We start from the raw sequence: 18,862 nt of genomic DNA, 5'->3' as shown, positions 1-18,862 counted from the left end.
AAACGCGCAGCTCAGACCGCTTCCTGTGGGATCGCGGCGCGAACCCGGGCCAGGGTCGTGTCCCGGCCGAGCAGCTCGAGCGACTCGAACAGCGGCGGGCTGATATGCGACCCGGTCACCGCGACCCGCACCGGCCCGAACGCCTTGCGCGGTTTGAGACCGAGTCCCTCCACCAGAGCGGTCTTCAACGCTGTCTCGATCGCTTCGGTCGTCCATTCGGTCGCGCCGGTCAGCGCCGCGTCGGCCGCCTCGAGTACCGGCCGCGCGTCGTCGCCGAGGTTCTTCGCCGCGGCCGCGGGATCGATACCGAAATCGGCTTCGGGCACGAACAGGAACGCCAGCAGGTCCCAGGCATCGGCGAGCACCACGATCCGGGTCTGCACCAGCTCCGCGGCCGACCGGAACACCGCGTCGTCCACGTCCGGACCGAGGTGGCCGTGCTCGACGAGATAGCCGCGCAACCGGTCCGCGAAGTCCTCGGACGCGAGCAACCGGATGTGCTCGGCGTTGATCGCGTCGGCCTTCTTCTGGTCGAACCGCGCCGGATTCGAATTGACCGTGGTCACGTCGAACGCGGCGACCATCTCGTCGAGTGAGAAGACGTCGTGGTCGTCGGCGATGCTCCAGCCGAGCAGCGCCAGGTAGTTCAGCAGACCCTCGGGCACGAACCCACGGTCACGGTGCACGAACAAGCTCGACTCGGGATCGCGCTTGGACAGCTTCTTGTTGCCCTGCCCCATCACGAACGGCAGGTGGCCGAACTCGGGGGTGAAATCCGCGACGCCGACGCGCTGCAGCGCGCCGTAGAGCGCGAGCTGACGCGGTGTCGAGGACAGCAGATCCTCGCCGCGCAACACGTGGGTGATCTTCATGGCCGCGTCGTCGACCGGGTTGACCAGTGTGTACAGCGGGTCGCCGTTGCCGCGGGTCAGTGCGAAGTCGGGCACGGTGCCCGCCTTGAAAGTCGTTTCGCCGCGCACCAGGTCGTGCCAGGTCAGATCGTGATCGGGCATGCGCAGCCGAACCACCGGGGCGGCGCCATTCGCGCGGTATTCCCGCTTCTGATCCTCGGTCAGGTCGCGGTCGAAATTGTCGTAGCCGAGCTTCGGATCCCGACCTGCCGCTCGGTGGCGCGCTTCGACTTCATCTGGGGTGGAAAAGCTCTCGTAGGCCTCGCCCGCTTCGACCAGCTGCCGCACCACGTCCAGATGTAGCTCGCGCCGCTGCGACTGCCGGTAGGGGGCGTACGGCCCGCCGACCTCGGGTCCCTCGTCCCAGTCGAGATTCAGCCAGCGAAGCGCGTCGAGCAGCGCCGCGAACGACTCCTCGGAATCGCGTGCCGCGTCGGTGTCCTCGATCCGGAAGACGAAGGTGCCCCCGGTGTGCCTTGCGTACGCCCAGTTGAACAGCGCAGTCCGGATCAGGCCGACGTGCGGGGTTCCGGTAGGCGAGGGACAGAAGCGCACGCGGACGCCGTCGGGGCGACCGGACGCGGTCGAATTGGTTGCGGTCATCCTCGCTGTGGCCTTTCTGAATCGGGACGAACGCCCGAAAGTGTTGTGGTCACTTCTTTTTCGTGACCGGATTGGAAAGGGTGCCGATCCCGGACACGGTCACCGAGACGGTCTGCCCGTCCTGCATCGGCCCGACCCCCGCCGGCGTTCCGGTGAGAATCACATCGCCCGGTAGCAACGTCATCACCGCGGAGATCCACTCGATGACCTTCGGAATGTCGTGCAGCAGCAGCGATGTTCGGCTCTGCTGGCGCACCTGCCCGTCGAGTTCGGTGGTGATCTCGAGGTCCGACGGGTCGAGGTCGGTTTCGATCCACGGGCCGAGCGGGCAGAAGGTGTCATAGCCCTTGCCCCTGGTCCACTGACCGTCATGGCGTTGGTGGTCGCGTGCGGTGACATCGTTGGCGACGGTGTAGCCGAGCACCACGTCGCGCGCCCGCGCGGCAGGCACGTCCTTGCATGGCCGGCCGATCACCACGGCCAATTCACCCTCGTAGTCGACCTGCGCGGAACTCGGCGGCAGGACGATCGACGCGCCCGGCCCCACGATCGAGGTGTTCGGCTTGAGAAAGATCACCGGATCTGCCGGCGCTTCGCCACCCATCTCGGCCGCGTGGTCGGCGTAGTTCTTCCCGATGCAGATCACCTTCGTGGCCAGGATCGGCGCGAGCAGGCGCACGTCGGCGACCGGCCAACTGCGTCCGGTAAAGGTCGGCGTACCGAACGGGTGTTCCGCGATTTCCCGGGCAATCGCGTTGTCGGGGTCTCCTTCGATGCTGACGAAGGCGACACCATCCGGGCTGGCAATCCGTCCAAGGCGCATGCCGCCGAGTCTATCGACCGAGGCAGCGACCCCGGCGAAGGCGGTGTAGAGTCCCACCAGAATCCAGATGGTAGGACTGCGTGTCCAATATATGAGACAGAGGGCAACCGATGAACACCCGGGGCGTATCGACGACGGAGGCGATCGGCACCACTCGACGGTGGTCGATGCTCGGTCTCGGCGTCTTCGCCCAGGCAGCGAGCGCGGTGTTCATCCACGGCACTCCGTTTCTGCTGCCCGCGCTCACCGATCGCGGCATGTCGCTACCGACTGCCGGTCTGCTGGTGGCGATGCCGACCGTCGGCCTGGTCTGCACCCTGATCGCGTGGGGCTATGTGATGGACCACATCGGCGAACGGAAGGTGCTCGTCGCCGGACCGCTGATCACCTGTGTCGCGGGCATCGCCGCCGCCTGCACCACCAACAACGTGGCCCTGGGCGCACTGTTGTTTCTCGGCGGTGCGGGAGCCGCGAGCACGAACGGCGCGAGCGGCCGCGTCATCGTCGGCTGGTTCCCCGTGCACCGGCGCGGGTTCGCGATGGGCATCCGGCAGACCGCGCAACCGCTCGGGGTCGGCATCGGCGCGCTCGCCATCCCCGCGGTGGCTGCCGCACATGGCGTTTCGGCGGCGATCCTGGTGCCCGCGATCATGGCAGGCGTTGCTGCGGTGGCCTGCCTGTTCGGCATCGTCGATCCGCCTCGCCCCGGCGGCAAAGGTGTCGACCGAGCCAACCCGTACCGCGGCGATTCGACGTTGTGGCGCATCCACGGCGTCTCCGTGCTGCTGTGCGTTCCGCAGGGAGTGGTGTGGACGTTCGCCCTGCTGTGGATCCACCGCGACATCGGCTGGTCGATCGCTGCGGCGGGTGCACTCGTCACCGTGACGCAGTTGCTCGGCGCGGCCGGCCGGATCGGCGCGGGCGCCTGGTCCGACCGGGTGGGGAGTCGGCTCGGTCCGCTGCGTCAGGTGGCGATCGCGGCGGCGATCTCGATGGCCGCATTGGGCGTCGCCGCTGCGACGCAGTGGTGGTGGGCCGCGATTCCGCTGCTGCTCGCCGCCTCGGTGATCACCGTTTCCGACAACGGGCTGGCCTTTACCGCGGTCGCCGAGATTGCCGGACCATATTGGAGCGGAAGGGGTTTGGGTATCCAGAACACGGGGCAGAACCTCGCGATGGCGGCCATTCCACCCGTGTTCGGCGCGCTCATCGTCACCACCGGATTCGGTGCCGCGTACCTGGTCGCGGCCGCCTTGGCGCTCGCCGCGGTCCCCCTGGTGCCGCGCGATCGCCGGTCTGCTGGGTAACGCAGCGTCCCTGCGGGACGGGTCAGACCGCGGCCGCGATCCGGTCGCCCACCTCGCTGGTGACGATGGCCTTGTCCCCGCGAGTGGCGAGATCGGCCTCGACGGCACGCTCGACGCGCGCCGCGTCCTCGTCCCGGCCGAGATGGCGCAGCAACAGCGCAGCGGACAGGATCGCGGCTGTCGGGTCGGCGATGCCCTTACCGGCGATATCGGGCGCCGAGCCGTGCACCGGCTCGAACATCGACGGGTTAGTTCCCGAGGCGTCGATATTGCCGGACGCCGACAGCCCGATGCCACCGGTCACCGCACCCGCCAGGTCGGTGATGATGTCGCCGAACAGGTTGTCGGTGACGATCACGTCGAACCGCGCCGGATTGGTGACCATGTAGATGGTGGCCGCGTCGATGTGGCAGTACGACGTCTCGACATCCGGGTACTCGGCGCCCACGGTCTCGATCGCGCGGGTCCAGATGGCACCGGCATTGGACAGCACGTTGGTCTTGTGGATCAGCGTCAGATGCCTGCGCCGGGTCTGCGCGAGCGCGAAGGCGTAGCGCACGACACGCTCGGCGCCGAACCAGGTGTTGATCGACACCTCGGTGGCAATCTCGTGGTCGGTGCCGACCCGAATCGCGCCGCCGTTGCCGGTGTACGGGCCCTCGGTGCCCTCGCGAACGACGACGAAGTCCATCTCCGGGTTGCCCGCCAACGGTGAAGTCGTGCCGGGGTAGAGCCGCGACGGCCGCAGGTTGACGTGGTGATCGAGCGCGAACCGCATGTTCAGCAACAGACCCCGTTCGAGCACGCCCGGCGTGACCGACGGGTCGCCGATCGCGCCGAGCAGGATGGCGTCGTGCTCGCGGATCTGGGCGAGTTCGGCGGCCGGCAGCAGCTCGCCGGTCGCGTTGTAGCGGCGCGCGCCGAGGTCGTACTCGGTGGTCTCGAGCTCGGGAACGAGCTTGCGCAGCACCTTGAGTGCCTCCGCAGTGACCTCGATACCGATGCCATCGCCGGCGATGACCGCGAGCTTCATTGCTGTCTCACTTCCTTTTTCAACTGCGGTGTCGGTCCGGCTGCCCTCAGGACAGGTCGACCTGCTCGACGCGGGAATCGAGCTGCTCGACGATGAGGGCGACATCGGCATCGCCAACGACCTCGCTGACCCGCAGGATGATGGTGGCGCCCGGGCCCTCGGAGTCCTGGCTCAGCGCAGCGGCCTGGATGTCGATGCCGGCGTTGCCGAGAACCGTGCCGATCGTGCCGAGCACACCTGGGCGATCCTCGTAGTGCACGACGAGGTTGTGGCCCTCGGCGCGCAGATCGAAGCTGCGGCCGTTGATGTTGACGATCTTCTCCACCTGCTGCAGACCGGTGAGCGCACCCGCGACGGAGGTGACAGTGCCGTCGGCGGCGACGGCACGCACCTCGACAGCGCTGCGGTGCGTCGAAGCCTCGCTGTGCTTTTCGACCTCGACGGTGACGCCACGCTGCTCCGCGAGCTGCGGCGCGTTGACAAAGGTGACCGGCTCGTCGCTGCTGGCCGAGAACAACCCGCGCAGCGCGGCCAGACCGAGGATCTCGACGTTTTCGGCGGACAGCTCACCGCTCGCGAGCACCTGCACGTTCTGCACGGCCTCGGGTGAGAGGGTGCCCGCGATGAGGCCGAGCTTGCGAACGAGCTCGAGCCACGGCGCGACTTCCTCGCCAACCGGGCCGCCGGAGACGTTCACCGCATCGGGCACGAATTCACCTGCGAGAGCGAGCAGTACGGACTTGGCGACATCGGTGCCCGCCCGGTCCTGCGCCTCGGAGGTGGAGGCGCCCAGGTGCGGGGTCACTACGACGTTGTCGAGTCCGAACAGCTTCGAGTCGGTGCACGGCTCGGTGCTGAACACGTCCAGGCCGGCGGCGCGGACCTTGCCGGAGACGAGTGCGTCGTAGAGCGCATCCTCGTCGATGAGCCCACCACGCGCGGCGTTGACGATAATCACGCCGTCCTTGGCCTTGGCCAGGCGCGCGGCATTGATCAGGCCCGCGGTCTCCTTCGTCTTCGGCAGGTGCACCGAGATGAAGTCGGCGCGCTCGACCAGTTCGTCGATGTCGACGAGTTCGATGCCGAGCTGCGCTGCACGCGCGGCAGGCAGGTAGGGGTCGTAGGCGATGATGGAGGTCTCGAACGCGGCGAGACGCTGCGCGAACAACTGACCGATACGACCGAGTCCGACGACACCCACCGTCTTGCCGAGGATCTCGGTGCCGTTGAAGCTCGACCGCTTCCAGGTGTGCTCACGCAGGGTCTTGTCGGCCGCAGGGATCTGTCGTGCGGTGGACAGCAGCAGCGAGACGGCGTGCTCGGCGGCGGAGTGGATGTTGGAGGTCGGCGCGTTCACGACCATCACGCCACGCTCGGTCGCGGCCGGAATCTCGACGTTGTCCAGGCCGACCCCGGCGCGCCCGATGATCTTCAGGTTCGGCGCGGCAGCGAGGACCTCGGCGTCGACGGTGGTCGCGGAGCGCACGAGCAGCGCATCCGCCTCGGGCACCGCCGCAAGCAGAGCCGGACGGTCCGGACCGTCGACCCAGCGAACCTCGACACCGTCACCGAGCGCGTCGACGGTCGACTGCGCCAGTTTGTCGGCGATCAGAACAATGGGACGGCCGTTCTGGCTCACGAAGAATTCTCCTGGGGTCGGGGCGCTTGCGGGTCGTTGACGGCCCCGGGGTTGACACCACACAGGGCCGCGACGTGCATAGTTTAGTGCCCGCGCGATGCCCGAAGTGACCGCCTCCGGTTTTCCGCGCGAATTTCCGCACGGCACGGCACCAAAAAGTGTGCGACGCCACCGTGAAACGCCGTCGGCCCGGCACCTTCGGGGTACCGGGCCGACGAGCGATTGGAACGATCAGGCGGTCTCGGTGATCGGCCGGTCGACCCAGCTCATCAGGTCGCGCAGCTTCTTGCCGGTGACCTCGATCGGGTGCTCGGCGTTCTCCTTGCGCAGGCCCTCGAGCTCGGTGTTGCCGTTCTCGACGTTGGCGACGAGGCGCTTGGTGAACTCACCGGACTGGATGTCGGCCAGGATCGCCTTCATCCGCTCCTTGGTGCCGGCGTCGATGACGCGCGGTCCCGACAGGTAGCCACCGAACTCGGCGGTGTCGGAAACCGAGTAGTTCATCCGCGCGATGCCGCCCTCGTACATGAGGTCGACGATCAGCTTGAGCTCGTGCAGCACCTCGAAGTAGGCCATCTCCGGTGCGTAGCCGGCCTCGACCATGACCTCGAAACCGGTCTTGACCAGTTCCTCGGTGCCACCGCAGAGCACGGCCTGCTCGCCGAACAGGTCGGTCTCGGTCTCTTCCTTGAAGGTGGTCTTGATGACGCCTGCGCGGGTGCCGCCGATGCCCTTGGCGTAGGACAGCGCGAGCGCCTGGCCCTCACCCTTCGGGTCCTGGTCGATGGCGATGAGCGCGGGAACGCCCTTGCCGTCGACGAACTGGCGACGCACCAAGTGGCCCGGGCCCTTCGGGGCGACCATGCCGACGGTGACGTTGGCCGGTGCCTCGATCAGCTTGAAGTGGATGTTGAGGCCATGGCCGAAGAACAGCGCGTCGCCGTCCTTCAGGTTCGGCTCGATCTCGTTGGAGAAGATGCCCGCCTGCGCCGTGTCCGGGGCGAGCAGCATGATGACGTCGGCCCACTCGGAAACCTCGGCAGGAGTTCCGACGGCCAGGCCCTGCTCCTCGGCCTTCGCCCGCGACTTCGAGCCTTCCTTGAGGCCGATCTTCACCTCGACACCCGAGTCGCGCAGGCTCAGCGAGTGCGCGTGACCCTGGCTGCCGTAGCCGATGACAGCGACCTTGCGGCCCTGAATGATCGACAGGTCGGCATCGTCGTCGTAGAACATCTCGACTGCCACTGGTAGTTCCCTTCTTCTTTGCCTTCGGCTCTTCGAATTGTCGAAAGCGTTTGTAGTTATGGCTATTTCGCCGACATTTAGCGGTTCGCCGTAATGGACTTGTGCCCGCGGCCAACCGCCACGACACCGGACTGCACTATTTCGCGGATACCGTAGGGCTCGACCATCCGCAGCAGCGCCTCGAGCTTCGACCGAGTTCCGGTCGCCTCGATGGTCAACGCGTCGGGTGAAACGTCGATGACCTTGGCGCGGAACAGTGTTGCCGCCTCGATCACCTGGGTCCGCACACTTGCATCGGCCCGGACCTTGACCAGGATCAGTTCGCGAGCGACCGAGGTGTCCTCGTCCTGCTCGACGATCTTGATCACGTTGACCAGCTTGTTGAGCTGCTTGGTGACCTGCTCGAGCGGGAGATCCTCAACGGTGACGACGATCGTCATGCGCGAGATCGACGGAATCTCGGTGCCGCCCACGGCCAGTGACTCGATGTTGAATCCGCGCCGGGAGAACAACGACGCAACGCGCGCGAGCACGCCCGGCTTGTCCTCGACGAGCACACTCAGGGTGTGCGTGGTGCTCACTGAGCGTCCTCCTTCGCGGCGCCGTTGCGCGGCGCGGCATTCTGGGCGTTGTCCATCGCCTCGTGGATCACCGCAGGTTCGGCGGCGGTCTCGTCCTCGTCGAACAGCGGACGGATGCCGCGCGCGGCCTGAATCTCGTCGTTGCTGGTGCCTGCGGCGACCATCGGCCACACCTGGGCGTCGGCACCGACGATGAAGTCGATGACCACCGGGCGGTCGGTGATCGACTGCGCCTCGCGGATCGCGGCCTCCACGTCTTCCTCGCGCTCCACGCGAATTCCGTGGCAGCCCAAGGCTTCCGCGAGCTTGACGAAGTCCGGGATGCGGACCTGACCGTGCGTGCCGAGGTTGGTGTTGGAGTAGCGCTTCTCGTAGAACAGCGTCTGCCACTGCCGGACCATGCCGAGGTTGCCGTTGTTGATCAGCGCGACCTTGATCGGCACGCCCTCCACCGCGCAGGTGGCCAGCTCCTGGTTGGTCATCTGGAAGCAGCCGTCGCCGTCGATGGCCCAGACCTCGGTGTCGGGCTTGCCCATCTTGGCGCCCATCGCGGCGGGGACCGCATATCCCATGGTGCCGAGACCGCCCGAGTTGAGCCAGGTGCGTGGCTTCTCGTAATCGATGAACTGTGCGGCCCACATCTGGTGCTGTCCGACGCCGGCGCAGTAGATCGCGTCCGGTCCGCCGAGCCGGCCGACCGCCTGGATGACGTATTCGGGCGAGAGCGACCCGTCGGTAGGCCGGTCGTAGGCCAGCGGGTAGGTGCGTCGGATGCCGTCGAGGTAGTCCCACCACTTCGCGATATCGATCCGTGCATTTGCGGCCTGCTCGTTGCGGATCGCCTCGATCAGCTCCGCGATCACCTCGCCGCAGTCACCCACGATCGGGACATCGGCCTTGCGGTTCTTGCCGATCTCGGCCGGGTCGATATCGGCGTGAATCACCTTGGCGCCCGGTGCGAACGAGTCGAGCCGGCCGGTGACACGGTCGTCGAAGCGGGCACCGAGGGTGATGAGCAGATCGCTCTTCTGCAGCGCCGCAACGGCAGCGACGGTGCCGTGCATGCCGGGCATGCCCAGGTTGAGCTGGTGCGTGTCGGGGAAGGATCCGCGCGCCATCAGCGTCGTCACCACCGGGATTCCGGTGAGCTCCGCGAGCTCGCGCAGCTGCTCGGACGCATCCGCCTTGATCACACCGCCGCCGACGTACAGGACGGGGGCCTTCGCGGCCATGATCATCCGGGCGGCCTCGCGCACCTGCTTGCCGTGCGGCTTGGTCACCGGGCGGTAACCGGGCAGCCGCATCTCCGGCGGCCAGCTGAACGTGGTCTGCGCCTGCAGCACGTCTTTCGGGATGTCCACGAGCACGGCGCCCGGGCGTCCGGTCGCAGCGATATGGAACGCCTCCGCCATGATGCGCGGGATGTCGGCACCGTCGGTGACGAGGAAGTTGTGCTTGGTGACAGGCATGGTGATGCCCGAGATGTCGGCTTCCTGGAACGCGTCGGTTCCGATCAGCGCACGACCCACCTGGCCGGTGATCGCCACAATCGGCACCGAGTCCATCTGCGCGTCTGCGAGTGGGGTGACCAGGTTCGTCGCGCCGGGACCCGAGGTCGCCATGCACACGCCGACCTTGCCGGTCGCCTGCGCGTAGCCGGTCGCCGCATGGCCGGCGCCCTGCTCATGGCGGACGAGGACGTGCCGCACCTTGACCGAATCGAACAGCGGGTCGTAGACCGGCAGTACTGCGCCGCCAGGAATCCCGAAAACGGTGTCGACGTCGAGCTCCTCGAGCGCGCGAACAACCGATTGCGCGCCGGTGACCTGCTCGGGGGCGAGCTGGCGACGGGTCTGCGTCGGTGCGGCAGGAGCCGCCGGATTCGACTGGCTGGCCTGTGCTGCCGACCGCTGGGTCGACGGCCCGGGCCGGGCGGTTGGTGCGCTCACTGTGCTTCCTTACGGATCGCGTGGGTTCCTCATTCGTGCCAAATGCCTCGACACAACAAAAAACCCTCGTCAGCGGTTGGCTGATCGAGGGTGGCGCGTCGGGCGAAGAGCTGAAAGTATCGGCTCAGGCGGCGACGCGCCTGCCGATTACGAGCAACTCATTTCGGTACACGCACACGACGGTATTCGGCGGATTACCGCAGAGTCAAACTCGCTACCCCCGCATCCCAAAATGTGGGAACGATCGTGCGTAGTGCGAAGATGGTCCCGTGTCAACACCGCAACATCCGCAATCCTCCCCCGTCGGCGACGGCGCAGACAATACCGCCACCAGCGGTGGCGACCGGGCCGCACCGCCCACCGCGCGCCGCTACGTCATTCGGATTCCCAAGCTCGCCTACCTCGCTGTTCTGATGCTGTTCATCAGCGTCAGCTTCCCGGTGATCGGCTGGCCCGCGGGCTTCGGCTGGCTGCTGATCTTCCCGATCGGCGTCACGGTGTGGGTGGTGCGCAGCCGCACCGTCCTCACCGAGGAGGGCCTCGAACTACGCAGTGCACTTGGCTCCCGCTCGGTGGCCTGGACCGACGTCGAAGGCGTCCGGTTCCCCAAGCACGGGTGGGCTCGAGCACACCTGAAGGACGGCACCGAGGTGACGTTGCCCGCCGTCGGATTCGACCGGCTGCGCGAGCTCGCCGCCGCGTCCGGTGGGCGGATCCCCGACCCGTACCTCGCGCCGCTCCCCACCGAGCCCGACATCGCCGAACCGGCGGACGGCACCGCAGAGCAGTCGGCCGAATCCAGCCGCAACGGCTCCGCCGAGTAACATCGAGCCGAGCTCGCCATGACGTTCGGCACGTGTTTGCCGGACACTCCAGCCCCGATGGTCCAAGGAAGTCGCATGTCCTCGCAGCCCTCGAACGCACCCCTGTCCTCGAATGCCTCGCTGCCCCGCCTGCGTTCGCGCACCACGACAGTGGGCCGCAACGCTGCCGGCGCCCGCGCACTCTGGCGCGCCACCGGCATGACGGACTCGGACTTCGGCAAGCCCATCGTCGCGATCGCGAACTCCTACACCCAATTCGTGCCCGGCCATGTCCATCTCAAGGACGTCGGCGAGATCGTCGCAGAAGCGGTCCGCGCCGCGGGCGGTGTGCCACGCGAATTCCACACCATCGCCGTCGATGACGGGATCGCCATGGGCCACGGCGGCATGCTCTATTCGCTGCCGAGCCGCGAAATCATTGCCGACTCGGTCGAATACATGGTCAACGCGCACACCGCGGACGCACTGGTCTGCATCTCCAACTGCGACAAGATCACACCCGGCATGCTCAATGCCGCTATGCGCCTGAATGTTCCGACCGTCTTCGTTTCCGGCGGCCCGATGGAGGCAGGCAAGGCGGTCGTCGTCGGCGGCGTCGCGCAGGCCCCGACCGACCTGATCACCGCGATCTCGGCGTCGGCCAACGATTCGGTCAGCGAGGAGGGTCTCGACGAGGTCGAGCGCAGCGCCTGCCCCACGTGTGGCTCGTGCTCGGGCATGTTCACCGCGAACTCGATGAACTGTCTCACCGAGGCGCTCGGACTCGCACTGCCCGGCAACGGTTCCACCCTCGCCACGCACGCTGCCCGGCGCGCGCTGTTCAGCCGCGCAGGAACCGCCGTGGTCGAGGCGGCGCTGCGCTGGTACCGCGACGGCGACGAGTCGGTGCTACCCCGCAACATTGCCTCCCCCAAAGCGTTCCGCAACGCGATGGCGCTCGACGTGGCGATGGGCGGATCCACGAACACCGTGCTGCACACGCTCGCCGCCGCGCAGGAGGGTGAAATCGACTTCGATCTCGAGACGATCGACGAGATCAGCCGCAGCGTGCCGTGCCTGAGCAAGGTGTCGCCGAACTCCGACTACCACATGGAGGACGTGCACCGCGCAGGCGGAATTCCCGCAATCCTGGGCGAGCTGCGCCGCGCGGGCCTGCTCGAAACCGACGTCAGCACGGTCCATACCGCGAGCTTCGACGAATGGCTCGACACCTGGGACATCCGCTCCGGCAAGGCGTCCGAAGAGGCGATCGAGCTGTTCCACGCCGCCCCCGGTGGCGTGCGCACCACCGAGCCGTTCTCCACGCAGAACCGATGGAGCTCGCTCGACACCGACGCCGCGGGCGGGTGCATCCGCGACCTCGAGCACGCCTACACCGTCGAGGGCGGCCTGTGCGTGCTGCGCGGCAATATCGCCGTGGACGGCGCTATCCTCAAGACCGCGGGCATCGACGAGGATCTGTTTTCCTTCCAGGGTCCGGCGGTCGTCGTGGAATCCCAGGAGGAAGCGGTCTCGGTCATCCTGAACAAGCAGATCAAGCCCGGCGATGTGATCGTCGTGCGCTACGAAGGCCCCAGGGGCGGTCCCGGCATGCAGGAAATGCTGCACCCCACCGCATTTCTCAAGGGTGCGGGCCTTGGCAAGGTGTGCGCGCTGATCACCGACGGCCGGTTCTCCGGTGGGACATCGGGCTTGTCGATCGGCCACATCTCCCCCGAAGCCGCGTCCGGCGGTGTGATCGGGCTCGTCGAGAACGGTGACCAGATCCGCATCGATGTCGCGACCCGCGCGCTCGAGGTGCTCGTGGACGACGCGGTGCTCGCCGAGCGGCGCGCCAAGATGGAAACCCGGGAGCGGCCGTGGCAGCCGGTGGACCGGCAGCGCAGCGTCACCACCGCGCTGCGGGCCTACGCCGCACTCGCAACCTCCGCCGACAAGGGCGCCGTCCGGTACGTGCCGTAGGCGGCTCAGCGCGCACCTTCTCCCCGGTTCGCGCACCCTGCAGGGTGCGCGAACCTGGGTCGTGGTGCGCGGTGAGCCGGTAGTCCACACGCACGCGTTCATCCACAGCGCATCGCTTGGACCGCACCCGGTAAGACCACGGCAGGTCAAGCTCGATCCATGGATCCCGAGCCCGAGCGTCTCCTGCACCGCCGACAAGCCCTTGCCCGCGGATACACCCCCGGTGAACTCGAACGCGCTCGGCAATCCGGTGTGCTGCAACTCGTTCGCCGTGGCGTGTATGCCAGGACCGCACTCGTCGATGCGATGGATGTCGAGTCGCAACATCGTCTGCTCATCGAGGCGACTGTCGCGACGTCGGATGCGCAAGCAGTCGTGAGCCACGCTTCGGCCGCGGTTCTACACGGGATCGCGGTGTGGAACCTGCCGCTACACCGCGTGCACCTGACCCTCGATGCGTCCTCCGGTGGGCGGATCGTGCGCCGTCGTCACGTGCACACCGCGCCGCTGGCGGCCGACGACGTCGTCCGGACGACGGACGGCATCGCGGTTACTTCGGTCGCGCGAACCATCATCGATATCGCTCGGACCGCACCGTTCGAGACCGCGGTCGTCACGGCTGATTCCGCCCTGCAACGCGAACTCGTGACCAACGACGAGCTCTGCGTGGCGATTGTGCTCGGCGCCGCGCGGCGCGGCATTCCGCGGGCGCGACGCGTGGTCGCCTTCGCCGACGGGCGCAGCGAATCGGTGGGCGAATCACGTAGCCGCGTGCTGATGCACACCCACGGGTTGCCCAAACCCGATCTGCAACGCGTTATCCGTGCGCACACCGGGAGGCGCCTCGGCCGCGTCGACTTCTACGTCGAGCAGCACCACACCGTCGGCGAGTTCGACGGAATGGGCAAATACACACGCTATCTGCGCCCCGGCGAGACGAGTGCGGATGCGGTCCGCCGGGAAAAACTCCGCGAGGATGCGCTGCGGGCGACGGGCGCAGCCGTTGCCCGCTGGACATGGCCGGAACTCGACCATCCGTCTGTAGTCGTGCAGCGCCTGCGTAGCGCATTCACGCTCGGCAGCAGATGAGCGCGCACCTCCACCCCGCTCCGCGCCCCGTGCAGGGTGCGCGAACTGTGATCGCGGTGCGCGATCAGATGAACGGGTTGCCGCCGTGCAGGAAGACCCACGTGCAGGTGGCCGCGGCGACCGCGAGCAGCAGCACGAAGAACGAACCGAACGCCGGCCGCGTCGCCCAGCCGCGCCCACCGTCCAGCGAGATCCGGCCGGGTCCGGTGAGGATGATCGAGGTCGTCGCGGCTACCAGCACCGATTCGAGCTCGGGCCCGTCCGGGTTGAAGTATTGCAACCCGGGTGAGGCGACCTGGCGGAACAGCCACGCGTCGATCCCGATGGCCAGCAACGCGCCCGCTGCGAGGGGCGAAGCGAGGCCGAGGATCAGCAACGCACCGCCGGCGATCTCACCGACCATCAGCAGTACTCCGGTGGCGAGCGGCTGATCCCAACCGCCCCGGTCCATCATCGACTCGATGCCATCCAGCCCGGGGCCGCCCCACCAGCCGGTGAGCTTCTGCAGACCATGCATGAAAAACACCGCACCGATGGTGACGCGCAGGACCAGCAAACCCAGGTCGGTGGTGCCGCGCCGCGGTGGCTCGTCGCGATACTGCTCCGGCGCGGGCTCGGCGATGGGGCCGGTCTCGGTCGGTTGTCCGGCCGGGCCGGCGAAGGCATAGGTGCGCGGCTGCGCGGCGGGGTTTTCCCCGGTGTAGCCGGTGTTCTCGGCGGAATAGGTCGGCAGCTGCTCGGTCGGATGCGCCGACGGTGACTGCCCGGTCGGCTTGTAGGCCGGCGTCTGGCTCGGGTCGGGACCGAGATCGTCGTCCGAGCGCGGAACGCTCGTCTGCCCGTGCTGCACCGGGATCTGCTCGGTCGGCTCGTCGTACGGACTCGACGCGCGCCCGGGCCGAGACGTCTGGTTCGAAGGCTCGTCGCTCACAAACATGAGCGTAGGGCGGATAGCGGGTCGGACCGGGAATTGTGCGCGGCGCGTCCCCGGCAGTTCCCGCCACCCCCTCCGAGCACCGGCGAGCCGATTTCCGTAACGTCTGCACCATGAGGCTTGGGGCGGCGCCGCGGTGGCGCCGGGTTGCATGTGCGATCGCACTGGGGTCGGCGCTGCTCGCGTCCGGATGTGCACGATTCGATGATTCGGCCTCCACGCCGTTCAGCCCGGAGCCGAGTTTCAGCAACGGCGCCGAGGTGAAGCCCGGCGAGCCGACGCTGCCACCGACCACCACAACGCCGCCGAGACAGGCCACCGGCCCGTGTATCGATCCCGACCCGAACGTCGTCGCCACCTGCCTGGACAGCACGAGCGGTCTCGTTGTGCTGCCGGACGGGAACTCGGCGCTCGTCGCCGAGCGGCGGACCGGGCGGTTGCTTCAGGTCACGCAGGGGCAGGCGCCGCGGGAGATCGCGGCACTCGACGTGGATGCCTCCTCCGACGGCGGACTGCTCGATATCGCGCTGTCTCCGACCTTCATCGAGGACGGCTTGATCTATGCCTACATCACCACCGAAACAGACAATCGGATTGTCCGGATCGCGCCCGGTGACGTGCCCAAGGATGTACTGACCGGAATCCCCAAGGGGGCGACCGGCAATCGCGGCGCGCTGGATTTCGTCGCCCGCGACCAGCTGGTCGTCATCACCGGAGACACCGGATCACCCACTGCGGCAACCGATCCCGCGTCGCTCGCCGGCAAGGTACTGAGGGTGAATTCGCCGATGCCGGGCGCGACCCCGCCACCTCAGATCACGCTGTCCGGGATCGGCACCGCCGGTGACGTGTGCACCGAAGCGGGTGGGACCATCTGGGTCACCGACCGCACCGCGACCGAGGACCGGTTGCAGCGGATCGGCGCCGACGGTGTCGTGTCCTCACCGGTGTGGACCTGGCCCGACCGCCCCGGCGTCGCCGGCTGCGCGGCGGGCGGCGACACCGTCGCCGTGGCGTTGAACGGCGGGAAGGCGCTCGCGCTCGTCTCGGTGGACCCGAACAACGGGTCGGTCACCGCAGCACCGTCGCTGATCGTGCAGGACCGCTATGGCCGCCTCAACGGCGCGGCGGTGGGCGCGGACGGCATCCTGTGGGCCTCCACCGTCAATAAGGACGGCGGTGTCCCAGGCCCGAACGACGATCGCGTGATCCGGATCCCGATCCCGCAGAACGGCGGCGGCACCGACTAATCCACAACCCGCCGAAGGGGTGAATGGAAGATTTGGTGCGTTAGGCGGAGTGAACGCTTCCGTTCACTCCGGAAATTGAGCGCGGTTATCCACAGGCTTCGAGGACGAGTTCGCGCACCCGAGCCGCATCGGCCTGGCCGCGCGTGGCCTTCATGACGTCGCCGACGATCTTGCCCGCTGCTTGCACCTTGCCGCTGCGGATCTTGTCGGCGATATCGGGGTTGGCGGCCAGCGCCTTCTCGACCTCGCTCTTGAGCGCGCCCTCGTCGCTCACTTTGCCGAGCGAGCGGGATTCGACGACCTCGGCCGGGTCGCCCTCACCGGCCAGCACACCGTCGATCACCTGACGCGCGGTCTTGTTGGTGACCTTGCCGGTCGCGACGAGATCGATCACCTGCGCGACCTGGGCGGGAGTGATCGGCAACTGCTCGAGCTCGATCTCGCGCTCGTTGGCCTTCTCGGTCAGGTAGGCGACCCACCAGGAGCGTGCTTCCTTGGCCGGCGCGCCCGCATCGACGGTGGCGATGATCAGATCGAGTGCGCCCGCGTTGAGCAGGTCGCGCATCACCTCGTCGGAGATCTCCCAATCGGCCTGGATGCGCGCGCGGCGCAGCCACGGCAGCTCCGGGATCGTGGCGCGCAGCCGGTCGACCCACTCGGGGTCGGGCGCGATCGGTTCGAGGTCGGGCTCCGGGAAGTAGCGGTAGTCCTCCGCGGTCTCCTTGCGCCGGCCGGGCGAGGTGGTGCCGTCGGCCTCCTGGAAATGCCGGGTTTCCTGAATCACGGTCCCGCCGGACTGCAGGACCGCGGCCTGCCGACGCATCTCGTAGCGCACCGCGGTCTCGACGCTGCGCAGCGAGTTGACGTTCTTGGTCTCGGTGCGGGTGCCGAACTCGGCGGCGCCGATCGGCATCAGCGAAACGTTGGCGTCGCAGCGCAGCGAGCCCTGCTCCATCTTCACGTCCGAGACGCCGAGTGCCTTGAGCAGATCACGCAGCGCAGTCACATAGGCGCGGGCCACCTCGGGGGCACGCTCACCGGTTCCGGTGACGGGCTTGGTGACGATCTCGATCAGCGGTACCCCGGCCCGGTTGTAGTCGAGCAGCGAGTGGCTCGCGCCGTGGATGCGTCCGGTCGCGCCGCCGACGTGCAGCGACTTACCGGTGTCCTCCTCCATGTGCGCGCGTTCGATCTCGACGCGGAAGGTGCTGCCGTCGTCGAGCAGCACGTCCAGGTAGCCGTTGGTCGCGATCGGCTCGTCGTACTGCGAGATCTGATAGTTCTTCGGCTGGTCCGGGTAGAAGTAGTTCTTCCGCGCGAACCGCCCCCATGGGGTGATGGCGCAGTTCAGCGCGAGCCCGATCCGCACCGCCGATTCGACCGCGACCTGGTTGACCACCGGCAGCGAGCCGGGCAGCCCGAGGCACACCGGGCAGACCTGGGTGTTCGGCTCGGCACCGAACGTGGTCGAGCATCCGCAAAACATCTTGGTCGTCGTGCCGAGCTCGACGTGCACCTCCATGCCGAGCACGGGCTCGTAGGTGGCAAGGACGTCGGCGTAGTCGACCAGATCGGCGGTCACAGCGGTCATAGGCCAATTATGGACGGCAACAGAAGGGCCCGTGGAGCCACCCCGTCAGCCGAAGAACGCCGCGGCGTCCTGGTAGCGAGTCTGCGGGACTCGCTTGAGTTGGCGGGTCGCCTCGCCGAGGTCGACGAGGCCGATCTCGGTGCCGCGCAAGGACACCATCTTGCCGAATTCGCCCGCGTGCGCGGCGTCCACGGCGTTGACCCCGAATCGGGTGGCAAGCACCCGGTCGTAGGCGGTCGGTGTCCCGCCGCGCTGCACGTGCCCGAGCACCGTCGTGCGCACTTCCTTGTTGATCCGCCGCTCGATCTCGACCCCGAGTTGCTGGGCCACGCCGGTGAACCGCTCGTGCCCGAACTCGTCGATGCCGCCTTCACGCAGCTGCATCGACGACGGGTCGGGATGCGATCCCTCCGCAACGACACAGATGAAGTGCGACAGCCCGTTCTGGAACCGGCGCTTGATGAGCCGGCAGACCTCGTCCACGTCGAACGGGACCTCCGGGATGAGCGTCATGTGCGCACCCGACGCGAGCCCGGCGTTCACCGCGATCCATCCCGCGTGCCGGCCCATCACCTCGACAAGCATCACGCGTTGATGCGACTCGGCGGTGCTGTGCAGCCGGTCGATCGCATCGGTGGCGATCTGCAAGGCCGTGTCATGGCCGAAAGTGACGTCGGTGCAGTCGATGTCGTTGTCGATCGTCTTGGGTACACCGACGACGGCTACGCCTTCCTCGGCGAGCCAATGCGCCGCGGTCAACGTGCCTTCGCCGCCGATCGGGATGAGCACGTCGATCCCGTTGTCGTCGAGCGTCTGCCTGATCTGATCGAGCCCGGCCTTCAACTTGTCCGGATTCACGCGTGCGGTGCCGAGCATCGTGCCGCCCTTCGTGAGCAGACGGTCGATGCGGTCGTCGTTCTGAATCTGGATCTTGCGGTCCTCCAGCAGCCCGCGCCAACCGTCCTGGAAGCCGACGATCGTATCGCCGTAGCGGGCGCTCGCCGTGCGCACCACCGCTCGGATCACCGCGTTCAGCCCGGGGCAGTCGCCGCCACCGGTGAGCACTCCGATTCGCATTGCTACCCCTCGCGCCGGAAGTCTTTGGTCCGAATATTTTCTGG

15 protein-coding genes are annotated in these 18,862 nt (G+C 67.6%); 5 read left to right on the top strand and 10 right to left on the bottom strand.

The annotated features are described in order from the left end of the window. Window positions 1–11: 11 nt before the first annotated feature. Both gltX and OG921_RS23445 read right to left on the bottom strand, forming a co-directional pair. A complete protein-coding gene (gltX, locus tag OG921_RS23450) occupies window positions 12–1,514 on the bottom strand; it encodes a glutamate--tRNA ligase (protein ID WP_266114959.1) in 1,503 nt (500 codons plus the stop codon). Between the two features lie 49 nt (window positions 1,515–1,563). Beyond that, window positions 1,564–2,337, bottom strand: a complete 774-nt coding sequence (locus tag OG921_RS23445; RefSeq protein WP_266115065.1) for a fumarylacetoacetate hydrolase family protein — start codon at window positions 2,335–2,337, stop codon at window positions 1,564–1,566. Window positions 2,338–2,447: 110 nt separating this feature from the next. On the opposite strand from OG921_RS23445, the gene OG921_RS23440 reads away from it, so the two are divergent. Continuing rightward, window positions 2,448–3,644: an MFS transporter gene (locus OG921_RS23440; RefSeq protein ID WP_266114958.1), complete on the top strand. Its 1,197-nt coding sequence runs from the start codon at window positions 2,448–2,450 to the stop codon at window positions 3,642–3,644. Between the two features lie 22 nt (window positions 3,645–3,666). Here OG921_RS23440 and OG921_RS23435 read toward each other — a convergent pair whose 3' ends face one another. From OG921_RS23435 to OG921_RS23415, 5 genes are all read right to left on the bottom strand, one after another. Further along, a complete protein-coding gene (locus tag OG921_RS23435; protein WP_266114957.1) occupies window positions 3,667–4,677 on the bottom strand; it encodes a 3-isopropylmalate dehydrogenase in 1,011 nt (336 codons plus the stop codon). 46 nt (window positions 4,678–4,723) lie between these two features. Then, window positions 4,724–6,316, bottom strand: a complete 1,593-nt coding sequence (gene serA / locus OG921_RS23430; RefSeq protein WP_266114956.1) for a phosphoglycerate dehydrogenase — start codon at window positions 6,314–6,316, stop codon at window positions 4,724–4,726. 231 nt (window positions 6,317–6,547) lie between these two features. Then, window positions 6,548–7,549, bottom strand: coding sequence for a ketol-acid reductoisomerase (ilvC, locus tag OG921_RS23425; RefSeq protein ID WP_266115064.1), 1,002 nt, complete (start codon window positions 7,547–7,549; stop codon window positions 6,548–6,550). Between the two features lie 89 nt (window positions 7,550–7,638). Continuing rightward, window positions 7,639–8,142, bottom strand: coding sequence for an acetolactate synthase small subunit (gene ilvN / locus OG921_RS23420; protein WP_266114955.1), 504 nt, complete (start codon window positions 8,140–8,142; stop codon window positions 7,639–7,641). Then, a complete protein-coding gene (locus tag OG921_RS23415) occupies window positions 8,139–10,091 on the bottom strand; it encodes an acetolactate synthase large subunit (protein ID WP_266114954.1) in 1,953 nt (650 codons plus the stop codon). Before OG921_RS23415 ends, ilvN begins: the two co-directional genes overlap by 4 nt. Before the next feature lie 269 nt (window positions 10,092–10,360). On the opposite strand from OG921_RS23415, the gene OG921_RS23410 reads away from it, so the two are divergent. The 3 genes from OG921_RS23410 to OG921_RS23400 all read left to right on the top strand — a co-directional run bounded on the left by OG921_RS23410 (window position 10,361) and on the right by OG921_RS23400 (window position 13,966). Beyond that, the gene (locus OG921_RS23410) at window positions 10,361–10,915 is read left to right on the top strand and encodes a PH domain-containing protein (RefSeq protein ID WP_266114953.1); all 555 of its coding nucleotides are present in this window, start codon (window positions 10,361–10,363) and stop codon (window positions 10,913–10,915) included. Between the two features lie 120 nt (window positions 10,916–11,035). Further along, complete coding sequence (gene ilvD / locus OG921_RS23405) at window positions 11,036–12,877, top strand: dihydroxy-acid dehydratase (protein WP_266115063.1); 1,842 nt, start codon at window positions 11,036–11,038, stop codon at window positions 12,875–12,877. Between the two features lie 159 nt (window positions 12,878–13,036). Continuing rightward, window positions 13,037–13,966, top strand: a complete 930-nt coding sequence (locus OG921_RS23400) for a hypothetical protein (protein ID WP_266114952.1) — start codon at window positions 13,037–13,039, stop codon at window positions 13,964–13,966. A gap of 64 nt (window positions 13,967–14,030) precedes the next feature. Here OG921_RS23400 and OG921_RS23395 read toward each other — a convergent pair whose 3' ends face one another. Next, window positions 14,031–14,897 (bottom strand): DoxX family protein, encoded by an 867-nt coding sequence (locus tag OG921_RS23395; RefSeq protein ID WP_266114951.1) that lies wholly within the window; start codon window positions 14,895–14,897, stop codon window positions 14,031–14,033. A 116-nt stretch (window positions 14,898–15,013) separates the two neighbouring features. Between OG921_RS23395 and OG921_RS23390 the strand changes: the two genes are divergently transcribed. Further along, a complete protein-coding gene (locus OG921_RS23390) occupies window positions 15,014–16,150 on the top strand; it encodes a sorbosone dehydrogenase family protein (RefSeq protein WP_266114949.1) in 1,137 nt (378 codons plus the stop codon). 85 nt (window positions 16,151–16,235) lie between these two features. Here OG921_RS23390 and gatB read toward each other — a convergent pair whose 3' ends face one another. Then, window positions 16,236–17,741: an Asp-tRNA(Asn)/Glu-tRNA(Gln) amidotransferase subunit GatB gene (gene gatB, locus OG921_RS23385; protein WP_266114948.1), complete on the bottom strand. Its 1,506-nt coding sequence runs from the start codon at window positions 17,739–17,741 to the stop codon at window positions 16,236–16,238. Between the two features lie 45 nt (window positions 17,742–17,786). After that, a complete protein-coding gene (locus tag OG921_RS23380; RefSeq protein ID WP_266114947.1) occupies window positions 17,787–18,818 on the bottom strand; it encodes an ATP-dependent 6-phosphofructokinase in 1,032 nt (343 codons plus the stop codon). Window positions 18,819–18,862 lie beyond the last annotated feature (44 nt).

It is taken from the genome of Aldersonia sp. NBC_00410 (assembly GCF_026342035.1).
In the GTDB taxonomy this organism is placed as follows: Bacteria; Actinomycetota; Actinomycetes; order Mycobacteriales; family Mycobacteriaceae; genus Aldersonia.
Note: the sequence above shows the minus strand (reverse complement) of the source record. Positions and strands in the feature narration are given on the sequence as shown.